General features: G+C 72.1%; 11 protein-coding genes and 1 pseudogene. 5 read left to right on the forward strand and 7 right to left on the reverse strand.

Going from position 1 to position 11,730, the window contains the following annotated elements:
- Positions 1-363: 363 nt before the first annotated feature.
- A complete protein-coding gene (locus CCN29_RS20385) occupies positions 364-2,040 on the reverse strand; it encodes a fumarate hydratase (protein WP_031016953.1) in 1,677 nt (558 codons plus the stop codon).
- Positions 2,041-2,218: 178 nt separating this feature from the next.
- Between CCN29_RS20385 and CCN29_RS20390 the strand changes: the two genes are divergently transcribed.
- Entirely contained in the window at positions 2,219-2,914 is a 696-nt protein-coding gene (locus CCN29_RS20390) for a DUF1707 SHOCT-like domain-containing protein (RefSeq protein ID WP_086683593.1), read from the forward strand.
- Positions 2,915-2,932: 18 nt separating this feature from the next.
- Here CCN29_RS20390 and CCN29_RS20395 read toward each other — a convergent pair whose 3' ends face one another.
- The gene (locus CCN29_RS20395; RefSeq protein WP_006132054.1) at positions 2,933-4,030 is read right to left on the reverse strand and encodes a sensor histidine kinase; all 1,098 of its coding nucleotides are present in this window, start codon (positions 4,028-4,030) and stop codon (positions 2,933-2,935) included.
- Positions 4,023-4,721, reverse strand: a pseudogene (locus CCN29_RS20400) (response regulator transcription factor). The gene CCN29_RS20395 and the pseudogene CCN29_RS20400 overlap by 8 nt, the downstream one beginning before the upstream one ends.
- 222 nt (positions 4,722-4,943) lie before the next feature.
- Between CCN29_RS20400 and CCN29_RS20405 the strand changes: the two are divergent.
- Positions 4,944-5,933 carry an endonuclease/exonuclease/phosphatase family protein gene (locus CCN29_RS20405; protein ID WP_442538426.1) on the forward strand — a complete coding sequence of 330 codons (990 nt, stop codon included), beginning with the start codon at positions 4,944-4,946 and terminating at the stop codon, positions 5,931-5,933.
- Between the two features lie 185 nt (positions 5,934-6,118).
- Entirely contained in the window at positions 6,119-6,490 is a 372-nt protein-coding gene (locus tag CCN29_RS20410; RefSeq protein ID WP_031016944.1) for a WhiB family transcriptional regulator, read from the forward strand.
- A gap of 109 nt (positions 6,491-6,599) precedes the next feature.
- Here the strand turns inward: CCN29_RS20410 and glpX are convergent, their stop codons facing one another.
- Positions 6,600-7,634, reverse strand: coding sequence for a class II fructose-bisphosphatase (gene glpX / locus CCN29_RS20415; RefSeq protein WP_006132050.1), 1,035 nt, complete (start codon positions 7,632-7,634; stop codon positions 6,600-6,602).
- 143 nt (positions 7,635-7,777) lie between these two features.
- On the opposite strand from glpX, the gene CCN29_RS20420 reads away from it, so the two are divergent.
- Entirely contained in the window at positions 7,778-8,284 is a 507-nt protein-coding gene (locus CCN29_RS20420; protein WP_006132049.1) for a DUF4245 domain-containing protein, read from the forward strand.
- A 109-nt stretch (positions 8,285-8,393) separates the two neighbouring features.
- Here the strand turns inward: CCN29_RS20420 and CCN29_RS20425 are convergent, their stop codons facing one another.
- The 3 genes from CCN29_RS20425 to xseA form a co-directional block, all read right to left on the reverse strand.
- Complete coding sequence (locus CCN29_RS20425; protein ID WP_006132048.1) at positions 8,394-8,984, reverse strand: malonic semialdehyde reductase; 591 nt, start codon at positions 8,982-8,984, stop codon at positions 8,394-8,396.
- A gap of 142 nt (positions 8,985-9,126) precedes the next feature.
- The gene (locus CCN29_RS20430; RefSeq protein WP_031060382.1) at positions 9,127-9,375 is read right to left on the reverse strand and encodes an exodeoxyribonuclease VII small subunit; all 249 of its coding nucleotides are present in this window, start codon (positions 9,373-9,375) and stop codon (positions 9,127-9,129) included.
- A gap of 9 nt (positions 9,376-9,384) precedes the next feature.
- A complete protein-coding gene (gene xseA / locus CCN29_RS20435; RefSeq protein WP_031016938.1) occupies positions 9,385-10,602 on the reverse strand; it encodes an exodeoxyribonuclease VII large subunit in 1,218 nt (405 codons plus the stop codon).
- 86 nt (positions 10,603-10,688) lie between these two features.
- Between xseA and CCN29_RS20440 the strand changes: the two genes are divergently transcribed.
- Positions 10,689-11,702, forward strand: a complete 1,014-nt coding sequence (locus CCN29_RS20440) for a 4-hydroxy-3-methylbut-2-enyl diphosphate reductase (protein WP_086683599.1) — start codon at positions 10,689-10,691, stop codon at positions 11,700-11,702.
- Positions 11,703-11,730 lie beyond the last annotated feature (28 nt).

The raw sequence follows: 11,730 nt of genomic DNA on the forward strand, positions 1-11,730 counted from the left end.
GCCGCGGCGGGGAGTGTGCCGAGGCCGAGCACGAGGGCGAGCAGGGTGCCCGCCATGGCGAATCTTCGTTTCACCTGGACTCCTCCGGACGGTGGCTGTGGGGTTGCCACGCGATGGCGCCCGGGCATGGCATGTGCATGCCGGGCTGTCAGGAAGAGTCACAGCAAGTCGTTGATCGGGTCAACGGCAGGGGGTGGGGCGGAGGCATGTTTGTCCGAAAGCAGCACAGAGGTTCCGCTATGCGGACAGGGTGCCGCCCCTGACCCCGCTCCTCAAGCGCCGGACGGGCTGTTTCCAGCCCGTCCGGCGCTTGAGGACGAGGCCCGCCAGGGCCGAAGGGGGGTCGGGGGGCGCAGCCCCCGGTCAGGCGAGTCCGGGCCCCCGCACCGGAATCGACGTGAACGTCGGCTGGGGCGCCGGATCCTGGAAGAAGTCGTTGCCCTTGTCGTCGACGACGACGAACGCCGGGAAGTCCTCGACCTCGATCTTCCAGACCGCCTCCATCCCCAGCTCCTCGTACTCGACGACCTCCACCTTCTTGATGCAGTCCTGCGCGAGCCGCGCCGCCGGGCCGCCGATGGAGCCCAGGTAGAAGCCGCCGTGCGCCGCACACGCGTCGGTGACCTGCTTGCTGCGGTTGCCCTTGGCGAGCATCACCAGCGACCCGCCGGCCGCCTGGAACTGCTCCACGTAGGAGTCCATCCGCCCGGCCGTGGTGGGCCCGAACGAGCCGGACGCGTAACCCTCGGGGGTCTTCGCGGGACCGGCGTAGTACACCGGGTGGTCCTTGAGGTACTGCGGCATCTCCTGGCCCGCGTCCAGCCGCTCCTTGATCTTGGCGTGCGCGATGTCGCGCGCCACGACCAGCGGGCCGGACAGGGACAGCCGGGTCTTCACCGGGTACTTGGTCAGCTCGGCGAGGATCGCCTTCATCGGCTGGTTGAGGTCGATCTTCACCACGTCGCCGGACTCGTCGAGCTGCTCGTCCGTGGTCTCCGGCAGGAAGCGCGCCGGGTCCGTCTCCAGCTGCTCCAGGAAGACGCCCTCGGCGGTGATCTTCGCGACGGCCTGGCGGTCGGCGGAGCAGGACACCGCGATGGCGACCGGGCAGGACGCGCCGTGGCGCGGGAGCCGCACCACGCGCACGTCGTGGCAGAAGTACTTGCCGCCGAACTGCGCGCCGATGCCGATCTTCTGGGTCAGCTCGAAGACCTTCTCCTCGAGCTCCTTGTCCCGGAAGCCGTGCCCGAGCGGGGAGCCCTCGGCGGGGATCTCGTCCAGGTAGTGCGCGGAGGCGTACTTCGCGGTCTTCAGCGCGTACTCGGCGGAGGTGCCGCCGACGACGATCGCCAGGTGGTACGGCGGGCAGGCGGCCGTGCCCAGCGAACGGATCTTCTCCTCCAGGAACTTCATCATGGAGGCCTCGTTCAGGACGGCCTTCGTCTCCTGGTAGAGGAAGCTCTTGTTGGCGGAGCCGCCGCCCTTGGCCATGAACAGGAACTTGTACGCGCCGCCGTCCGTCGCGTACAGCTCGATCTGCGCGGGGAGGTTGGAGCCGGTGTTCTTCTCCTCCCACATGGTGAGCGGAGCCATCTGCGAGTAGCGCAGGTTGAGCTTCTGGTACGCGTCGTAGATGCCCTTGCTCAGGGCCTCCTCGTCGCGCCCCGACGTCAGCACGTTCTGCCCGCGCTTGCCCATGACGATCGCCGTGCCGGTGTCCTGGCACATGGGCAGCACACCCGCCGCCGCGATGTTCGCGTTCTTCAGCAGGTCCAGCGCGACGAACTTGTCGTTGCCCGACGCCTCGGGGTCGTCGATGATGCGGCGCAGCTGGGCGAGGTGCGCGGGGCGCAGGTAGTGCTGGATGTCGCGGATGGCCTCCTCGGCGAGCTTGCGCAGCGCCTCCGGCTCGACCTTGAGGAACGTCCGGCCGTCGGCCTCGAAGGTGGACACACCTTCGGAGGTCACCAGCCGGTAGGGGGTGGTGTCCTCTCCCATGGGGAGCAGATCGGCGTACTCGAACTCAGGCATCTCGCCCATTCCTCACTCGACGGAAGACGCCCGCCTCCGTCGGCGGGCCTTCCCAGCCTAGGACCTGCCGGGAACGCCGATCCTGTGAGGTTGTCCTCAGTTGCCGCGAGGTCGTCCGCGAGGTTGTCCGCGACTTGTCCGCGCCGCGGGGTAGTCGCGATCTATCGCGTTTGGGTACGCTGCTGCCGTGGACCTTGAGAAGCACGCCCAGCAGCCGGACACGGCACCGCGCGACACCGAGCTGCGCGCCTCCGACGCCGACCGGGACCGTATCGTCGACCTCCTGCACGACGCGCACGCCGAGGGCCGGCTGACCGCCGACGAGCACGCCGAGCGTGTCGAGGGCGTGCTGACCGCCAAGACGCTGGGTGAGCTGGAGGGGTTCGTCCAGGACCTGCCCGCGGCCCACCAGCGGCGCGCGGCCCCTTACTCCGTGCCGGGCCGCCCCGCCTCGGGCGTCTTCCCGGTCGACCCCGACGACAACGTGGTCGCGGTGTTCAGCGCCGCCGCGCGCAAGGGCCGCTGGCGCACCGGCCGCCGCATCCACGCGTACGCGGTGTTCGGCAGCGTGGAGATCGACCTCAGCGAGGCGCTGTTCGACCACCAGCAGGTGATGATCAAGGCGTTCTCCGTCTTCGGCAGCGTCGACATCCGCGTCCCGGAGAACGTGTCGCTGCGCGGCACCGGCGGCGGCGTGCTCGGCGCCTTCGAGGTGGTCCCGCAGGACTCGCCCGACGACAACGCCCCGGTGATCTACGTCGACGGGTGGGCGATCCTGGGCAGCGTCGAGGCGCGGCCGAAGCGCGGCAAGCTCGTGAAGGACATCCTCGACCGCGTGCAGCGCACGGTGGACCGCAGCATGCGCAGGCATCTCGGCCACTGATCGCCTTCGGGCACCGGGTCAGGCGGCCGACGGGCGCGCGCCGGCCGTCGGCAGCTCCACCGTGATGCGGAGCCCGCCGGCGGGGCGGGGCGTGAGGGTGAGCGTCCCGCCGTGCGCCCGGGTGATCGACCGCACGATCGCCAGACCGAGCCCGACGCCCGCGTGGTCGGTGTGCACGCGCTCGGTGCCGCGCCGGAACGGCTCGGTGAGCGTCGGAACCAGCTGCGGGGGGACCGGCTCCCCGGTGTTCTCGACGGTGAGCAGCACGGTCGTGGGCCGGACCGCCGTGGTCACCCACACGCTGCCCCGCTCCGGCAGGTTGTGGACGATCGCGTTGTGCACGAGGTTCGAGGTCAGCTGGAGCAGGAGCGCCGGTGATCCGACGGTGGGGGTGATCTCGCCGTCGGTCACCAGGGCGACGCCGTGCTTCTCCGCGAGGGGCAGGAGCGTTTCGGCGGCCTCCTCGGCCACGAGGGACAGGTCGACGGGTTCGCGTGCGAAGGACTGCCGGTCGGCCCGGCTGAGCAGCAGCAGCGCCTCGGTGAGGTCGATCGCGCGGGCGTTGACGGCCTGGAGGCGGTCCAGGACCTCGCCGGTGTCGTGCGAGGGGTCGGTGCGGGCCACGTCCAGCAGCGACTTCGAGATCGCCAGCGGGGTGCGCAGCTCGTGCGACGCGTTGGCCGCGAACCGCCGCTGCTCGGCCACGTGCGCCTCGAGCCGGGCCAGCATCGCGTCGAAGGCGTCGGCGAGCTCGCGGAACTCGTCCTGGCGGCCCGGCAGCCGGACGCGGTGCGAGAGCGATCCCGTGGCCGCCGTGCGGGTGGCGTGCGTGATGCGCGCCAGGGGGGCGAGCATGCGCCCGGCGAGGAACCACCCGCCCAGGAGGCCGAACACCAGGAGACACGCCATCACCACGGCCGCCAGGGGCGCGAAACCGCGCACGAAGCTGGTGCCCGGGGTCACCCGCCACGCCCCCTGCTCGTTGGTCTGGAACCATCCCTCCCGCAGGAGGAACACGCCGACGGCGGCGAGCACCAGGGAACCGGCGAGCAGGAGGAAGCCGGCGTAGCTGAGGGTGAGCTTGAGACGGACGCTCGGCCCGGGCGGCCTATCCACGGCCCCCGCCCTCCCGCCCGGAGCCGGTGGGCGCGGTGTCGATGCGGTACCCGACGCCCGGCACGGTCGCGATGATCCAGGGTTCGCCGAGGCGCTTGCGCAGCGCCGAGACGGTGATGCGCACGGCGTTGGTGAAGGGGTCGGCGTTCTCGTCCCAGGCCCGCTCCAGGAGTTCCTCGGCGCTGACCACGCCGCCCTCGGCGGCGACGAGGACCTCCAGCACCGCGAACTGCTTGCGGGTGAGCGCCACGTAGCGGCCGTCCCGGTGGACCTCGCGGCGGAACGGGTCCACGCGCAGCCCCGCGACCTCGCGCACCGGAGGCCTGGCGTGCGCCCGCCTGCGGTCGAGTGCTCACAGCCGCAGCACGAGCTCCCGCAGGTCGAAGGGCTTGGTGAGGTAGTCGTCGGCGCCGAGCCCGAAGCCGGACGCCTTGTCGTCGAGCCGGTCGGCCGCGGTGAGCATCAGGATCGGCATGCCGCTGCCGGAGGCGACGATGCTCCGGGCGATCTCGTCACCGGAGGGTCCGGGGATGTCGCGGTCCAGGACGGCGATGTCGTAGGAGTTGACGTCCAGCAGCTCCAGCGCGGTGTCGCCGTCCCCCGCGATGTCGGCCGCGATCGCCTCCAGGCGCAGGCCGTCGCGGATGGCCTCGGCCATGAAGGGTTCGTCCTCGACGATCAGCACACGCATGCCGTCGATGCTAGGAGCCCGCGCATATCGCCGGTGTATCCGGAATCGCATACGTGGCCGCAACACGGCCCGCCCTTGACTGGCCGGGACATGACCGGCAGTGAGCGAGGACGGGGAACCATGACGCAGGTCGACACGGCGAGGACCGGGCCGGAGGACACCGGCCGCCACGACAGCCGCGACAGCCGCGACAGCCGCGCCGGGCGGGAGGGGTGGCGCGGGATGCTGCGCGCCGCCTCCCGGCCCGGGCCTTGGAGGCGCGGCAGGGTGCTCGCGGCGCTCGCGGTGCTGCTGGGCCTGACCCTGTTGCTGCACGCGCGGATCACGGACCGCGCGGGCCTCGGCAGCCTGGTGGAGTCCTTCCTGCCGTGGACCGGCCTGTTCGTGCCCGTGCTGCTGATCGGCGCGCTGTGGCGTCGCTCCGCCTCCGCCGCGGGCGCGCTGCTGCTGCCCGTCGTGGTGTGGCTGCACCTCTTCGGCGGGCTGCTCGGCGACCGGTCCGGCCCGGCGGGCCCCACGGATCTCACCGTGGCGGAGCACAACGTCGCCGCCGGCAATTCCGACCCGGCCGGCACCGCCCGGTCGCTGGCCGGCTCCGGGGCGGACGTGCTGGCCCTGGTGGAGCTGACCGACGAGGACCTCGGCACGTACGAGAAGGGCCTGGCGGCGGCGTACCCGCACCACACGGTGCTGGGCACGGTCGGGCTCTGGAGCAAGCTGCCGCTGTCGGGGACCCGGCCGCTCGACATCACGAACCACGGGCCGCTGGCGGCCACCCGGCCGGCCGGCGAGACGTGGTCCTCCCTGCGGGCGCTGCGCACCACGGTGGCCACGGACCAGGGCCCGCTGGCCGTGTACGTGGCCCACCTGGGCTCCGTACGGCTGATGCCCCGGGGCGGCTTCTGGACGGACAGCCGGGACCGTGACGCGCGGGCGCTCGCCGAGGCCCTCGCCGCCGAGCGGAACGAGCGGGTGGTGCTGCTCGGGGACCTGAACGGCACCACGGACGACGGCGCGCTCGACGGCATCACCTCACGGCTCGGCTCCAGCTGGACGGAGGCCGGGGACGGCTTCGGTTTCACCTGGCCGGCGGCTTTCCCGGTGGCGCGGATCGACCACATCCTGGTCCGGGGCGTGCGGACGGAACGCTCCTGGGTGCTGCCGGCCACCGGCAGCGACCACTTGCCGGTCGCGGCCGGTCTGAGGTGGTGACGGGGTGCTCAGCCGCGGCGGCGACCGGTAAGCGGAGCCCGTCGGGGACTCTGTGCATAGGCGCGCGCACATCGGGTAAGCCTTGACGCATCGTCTCCTTGGAGGGCGCCAGGGATTCACGCCGGGCCGACCCGTGTGCATCCACGGCACTCGCCAGCTCGCGAAGCCGTCGTCAGGAGTAGACCGTGCTGCAACCGCCGCATTCGTCCCTGCAGGTAGCCGCCGTTCCGGCCCAGCGAGTGGCAGCGCGGGACAGGGACCAGGACGCCCCCTGGCACACCGAGGCGGTGTGCCGGCGTGACGAGGCGGGCCTGTTCTTCGCGCCGTCGAAGGAACCGACCGCCGCGCGGCTGTCCCGCGAGGAGGCGGCCAAGCGGGTCTGCGCCCGCTGCCCGGTCATGGTCGAGTGCCGCGAGCACGCCCTGCTCCAGCCCGAGCCCTACGGCGTGTGGGGCGGCCTGACCGCGGCGGAGCGCCGTGTCGTCCTGGCCCGCCGCAGGCGCCGCGAGATGGAGCTGAAGAAGGCCCGGCAGAACCGCATAGCCGCCGCGGGCTGACCCCGCAGCGACGGACGGAGGCGCCCTCTCCGCACAGAGGACGCCTCTTCTTCCGGTGGTTCACGGGTTCGCGGGGTGGCTCCCGGAGGTCTCCGGGTGGCTCCGCGGCCTACTTGGCCCGGTCGAAGTCGATCGCGCTGTAGGCCCGCAGCTTGCTGAGCCGGTGCTCGGAGTCGATCCGGCGCACCGTCCCCGACTTGGAGCGCATCACGATCGAGTCGGTCGTCGCCGTCTCCGAGCGGTAGCGCACACCCCGCAGCAGCTCGCCGTCGGTGATGCCGGTCGCCACGAAGAACACGTTGTCGCCGGTGACCAGGTCCTCCGTGGTGAGCACGCGGTCCAGGTCGTGACCCGCGTCCACGGCCCGTCGGCGCTCCTCGTCGTCCTTCGGCCACAGCTTGCCCTGGATGGTGCCGCCCAGGCACTTCACCGCACAGGCCGAGATGATGCCCTCGGGGGTGCCGCCGATGCCCAGCAGCAGGTCGATGCCGGTGCCCTCACGCAGCGCCAGGATCGAGCCGGCCACGTCACCGTCGGAGATCAGCTTGATGCGCGCCCCGGTCTCCCGGATCTCCTTGATGATGCCCTCGTGCCGGGGCCGGTCCAGGATCACCACGGTGACGTCCTCGGGGGTGACCCGCTTCGCCTTGGCGACCCGGCGGATGTTCACGCTCACCGGGGCGTTGATGTCGACGAAGTCGGCCGCCTCCGGCCCCGTGACCAGCTTGTCCATGTAGAACACGGCCGACGGGTCGAACATCGAGCCGCGCTCGGCCGCCGCCAGCACCGCGATCGCGTTGGTCATGCCCTTGGCGGTGAGCGTGGTGCCGTCGATCGGGTCGACCGCGATGTCGCACTCGGGGCCGGTGCCGTCGCCGACGCGCTCCCCGTTGAAGAGCATCGGGGCCTCGTCCTTCTCGCCCTCGCCGATGACGACGACGCCGTTCATCGAGACGGTGGAGACCAGGGTGCGCATGGCGCGCACCGCGGCACCGTCGGCGCCGTTCTTGTCGCCGCGCCCCACCCAGCGGCCGGCGGCCATCGCGGCCGCCTCGGTGACCCGCACCAGCTCCAGGGCGAGGTTGCGGTCGGGGGCCTCGGAGGGGACATCGAGCTCGGACGGCAAATGATGGTGTTCGGTCATCGGAGCGCACCTTTCTGTACGACGACGGCCGGATGAGGGTGTGGCCACGACTCTAGCGCCAGGCGGACAGAATGAGCAGGGGACCCCACGGATGAGCGCCCCGGGCACCTGCGACGATAGGGGGCGTGGCAGGAACGAACAGCATGCAGAAGACCGCCAGGGACATGGTTCTCTCCCTGGCCCTCATCGTGCTCGCGGCGGGAGTGGTGTGGCTGTTCATCCCGCACACGGACGGTGAGCCCGAGATCAAGCGCGTCGACTACCGCGTCGACCTGCTCACCGCCCGCCGTGCCGCCTCCTACCCGGTGGCCGCGCCCGAAGGGCTGCCCGAGACGTGGAAGCCGACCTCCGTGCGCTACCGCGGCGCCGAGGACGAGGCCTGGCACCTGGGCTTCCGCACCCCCGAGGGCGAGTACGCGGCGGTGGAGCAGTCGGCCGGCAAGCGCTCGGCGTTCATCGAGAACACGACGCAGCGCGCCGAGGAGACCGGGGCCACCCAGCGGATCGCGGGCGAGACCTGGACGCGCTACGAGGGCGACCGGTACGACGCCCTGGTGCTGGAGGACACCCCAGGGTCGACGACCGTGGTGACCGGCACGGCGTCCTTCGCGGAGATGACGAAGCTGGCGGAGGCGCTCCGCACGGAATGACCCGCGCGCACACGTACGAGGGCGGGGCCCCGGACCGGTGATCCGGGGCCCCGCCTCTTTCCGCTGCGGTGAACCGCTCGGGATGCCGCCCCGCGGTGGACGCGGTGGCTCAGACGGTGGTGACGACCTGGTCGTACTCCAGGCGCGGGTTGCGCGGGAACCAGGCGTCCGGGCCGGGACGGCCGATGTTCACGACCATCAGCGGGGTGTGGTCGTCGTCGAGGAACTCCTTGCGCACGCCCTCGGCGTCGTAGCCGGTCATCGGGCCGGCGGCCAGACCGGCGGCGCGCACGCCGATGATGAAGTACGCGGCCTGGAGGGCGGCGTTCAGCGCGGCGGCGGACTCACGGACCGGGCGCTCGCCGAAGAACGCGTCCTTGGCCTGCGGGAAGTGCGGGAAGAGCTGCGGCAGCTCCTCGTGGAACTCGTTGTCCGCGGACAGGATCGCCACGAGCGGCGCGGTGGCCGTCTTGGACTGGTTGCCCTCGGCCATGTGCCGCACCAGACGCTCGCGCGCCTCGGGGGAGCGGACCAGCGTGACGCGCAGCGGCGACTGGTTCATGGACGTGGGGCCGTACTTGATCAGGTCGTAGATCGCCCGCACCTGCTCGTCGGTCACCGGCTCGTCGGTGAACGTGTTGGCGGTGCGCGCCTCGCGGAACAGCAGGTCCTGCGCGGCGGAGTCGAGAACGAGAGACATGCGTGAACCTCATGGGGGGTCGCGGCGGCCCGTCGGGGATTAGCGGACCGCGGTCCGGTTTGCCGGGACCGAGCGTACCTCTATGAAGTTTCAAGTTTCAACCGGCGCCGGATTCCGGCCGGCGCCGGCCCCGAACCGGCGCCTACTCGTCGTCGCCGGCCTCCTCGCCCCGCTCCTCCTCCGCGAGCGCCGCGTCCAGCCGGGCCCGCGCCCCGTCGAGCCAGCGCCGGCACACCTTGGCCAGCTCCTCGCCCCGCTCCCACAGCGCGAGCGACTCCTCCAGCGTCGTACCGCCCGCCTCCAGCCGGCGCACCACCTCGACCAGCTCGTCCCGCGCCTGCTCGTACCCGAGCGCCTCGGCCACCGCCGCCTGCTCCGTCCTGCCGCTCATTCCGCCCACCTATGCCTCATCCGTCCCGACCCGAACCGTGAACTCGCCCGCGGACACCCGCGCCCGCAGCGTCTCGCCCGCCTCCACCTCACCGGGCGCGCGCACCGCGTGCCCGTCCTCCCGCTGGAGCACCGCGTACCCGCGCTTCAGCGTGGCCGCGGGGGAGAGGGCCACCACCCGCGCGTGCGTGTGCGTCAGCTCGGAGTCGGCCCGGTCCAGCTGGTGGCGCAGCGCCCGCCGCCCCCGGTCCAGCAGCATCGTGACGTCCTCCGCGCGCGCGTCGATCATGCGGTGCGGGTCTTGTATCGACGGCCGGGCCAGCGCCTGCGCCAGCCCCCGCTCCTCCCGCTCCAGCAGGGCGCCCACGCACCGCCGCGCGCGGTCCCGCAGCATCCGCACCCGCTCGTACTCCTCGCCCACGTCCGGCACCACCTTCTTGGCGGCGTCGGTCGGCGTGGAGGCGCGCAGGTCGGCGACCAGGTCGAGCAGCGGACTGTCCGGCTCGTGCCCGATCGCCGAGACCACCGGCGTCCGGCACGCGGCCACCGCCCGCACCAGCTGCTCGTCGGAGAACGGCAGCAGGTCCTCCACACTGCCCCCGCCCCGCGCGACGACGATCACGTCCACGTCGTCCAGCGCGTCCAGCTCCTTCACCGCCTGCACCACCTGCGGCACCGCGTGCACCCCCTGCACCGCCACGTTCCGCACCTCGAAGCGGACCGCCGGCCAGCGGTGCCGCGCGTTCTCCAGCACGTCCCGCTCGGCCGCCGACGCGCGCCCGCACACCAGCCCGATCAGCTGCGGCAGGAACGGCAGCGGCTTCTTGCGCTCCGGCGCGAACAGCCCCTCCCGCGCCAGCGACTTCTTCAGCTGCTCCAGCCGCGCCAGCAGCTCCCCGACCCCCACCGGACGGATCTCCGCGGCCCGCAGCGACAGCTGCCCGCGCGGCGCGTACCACTCCGGCTTGCAGTGGACGACCACCCGCGCGCCCTCGCTCACGACGTCCGCGACCGCGTCGAACACCTGCCGGTAACAGGTCACCCCCACCGAGATGTCGTACGACGGGTCGCGCAGCGTCAGGAACACCACGCCCGCGCCCGGCCGCCGCGACAGCTGGGTGATCTGACCCTCCACCCACACCGCGCCCAGCCGGTCGATCCACCCGCCGATGAGCCGCGAGACCTCCCCCACCGGCAGGGGGGCGTCCGCGGACGTGTTCACAGCCATGCCGCGAGCGTAGTGCGCCCCGCCGACACCGGTGCGCCGCCGCCGACGGCGCACCGTGCCGGACCCCCGCACCCATGGCCCGTACGATGGGACGCATGACCGCTTCGACTGGCCGCCGTGTCCTGCTCGCCGCCCCCCGGGGCTACTGCGCGGGGGTGGACCGCGCCGTGATCGCCGTCGAGAAGGCCCTGGAGCAGTACGGGGCTCCCGTCTACGTGCGCCACGAGATCGTGCACAACAAGTACGTCGTGCAGACGCTGGAGAAGAAGGGCGCGATCTTCGTCGAGCGGACGGAGGAGGTGCCCCCGGGCAACATCGTGATGTTCTCCGCGCACGGTGTCGCCCCCGTCGTCCACGAGGAGGCCCAGCGTGGCCGGCTCGCCACCATCGACGCCACCTGCCCGCTGGTCACCAAGGTCCACAAGGAAGCCGTCCGCTTCGCCAACGACGACTACGACATCCTTCTCATCGGGCACGAGGGCCACGAGGAGGTCATCGGCACCTCCGGCGAGGCCCCCGACCACATCCAGCTGGTCGACGGCCCCGGCGACGTGGCGAAGGTCGAGGTCCGCGACCCGTCGAAGGTCGTCTGGCTCTCCCAGACCACGCTCAGCGTCGACGAGACCATGGAGACCGTCGACGCCCTCAGGGAGAAGTTCCCGCAGCTGATCTCCCCGCCCAGCGACGACATCTGCTACGCCACGCAGAACCGCCAGCTCGCGGTGAAGCAGATGGGCGCCGAGGCCGACCTGGTGGTCGTCGTCGGCTCCCGCAACTCCTCCAACTCCAAGCGGCTCGTCGAGGTCGCCAAGCTGGCCGGCGCCCGCGCCGCGTACCTGGTGGACTTCGCCGACGAGATCGACGAGGCCTGGCTGGAGGGCGTCACCACGGTCGGCGTCACCTCGGGCGCCTCGGTGCCGGAGGTGCTGGTCGAGCAGGTCCTGGAGTGGCTGTCGCAGCGTGGCTTCGAGGACGTGGAGATCGTCAAGGCGGCCGAGGAGTCCATCACCTTCTCCCTGCCCAAGGAGCTCCGCCGCGACCTGCGCGAGGAGGCCGCCGCGCTGGTGGCCGAGCGGGGCGGCGCGGGCGCCGGGGCGTAGAACTCCGGCCGCCCCCACGGGTGGTTGA

It is taken from the genome of Streptomyces pseudogriseolus, from assembly GCA_002154585.1.
Classification (GTDB): Bacteria; Actinomycetota; Actinomycetes; order Streptomycetales; family Streptomycetaceae; genus Streptomyces; species Streptomyces pseudogriseolus.

Bases quoted from the DNA above. Each gene is read 5' to 3' on its own strand.
- CCN29_RS20385 (WP_031016953.1), bottom strand. From the start codon at position 2,040: ATGGGCGAGATGCCTGAGTTCGAGTACGCCGATCTGCTCCCCATGGGA.
- CCN29_RS20425 (WP_006132048.1), bottom strand. From the start codon at position 8,984: ATGTCTCTCGTTCTCGACTCCGCCGCGCAGGACCTGCTGTTCCGCGAG.
- CCN29_RS20420 (WP_006132049.1), top strand. From the start codon at position 7,778: ATGCAGAAGACCGCCAGGGACATGGTTCTCTCCCTGGCCCTCATCGTG.
- CCN29_RS20405 (WP_442538426.1), top strand. From the start codon at position 4,944: ATGCTGCGCGCCGCCTCCCGGCCCGGGCCTTGGAGGCGCGGCAGGGTG.
- glpX (WP_006132050.1), bottom strand. From the start codon at position 7,634: ATGACCGAACACCATCATTTGCCGTCCGAGCTCGATGTCCCCTCCGAG.
- CCN29_RS20440 (WP_086683599.1), top strand. From the start codon at position 10,689: ATGGGACGCATGACCGCTTCGACTGGCCGCCGTGTCCTGCTCGCCGCC.
- xseA (WP_031016938.1), bottom strand. From the start codon at position 10,602: ATGGCTGTGAACACGTCCGCGGACGCCCCCCTGCCGGTGGGGGAGGTC.
- CCN29_RS20430 (WP_031060382.1), bottom strand. From the start codon at position 9,375: ATGAGCGGCAGGACGGAGCAGGCGGCGGTGGCCGAGGCGCTCGGGTAC.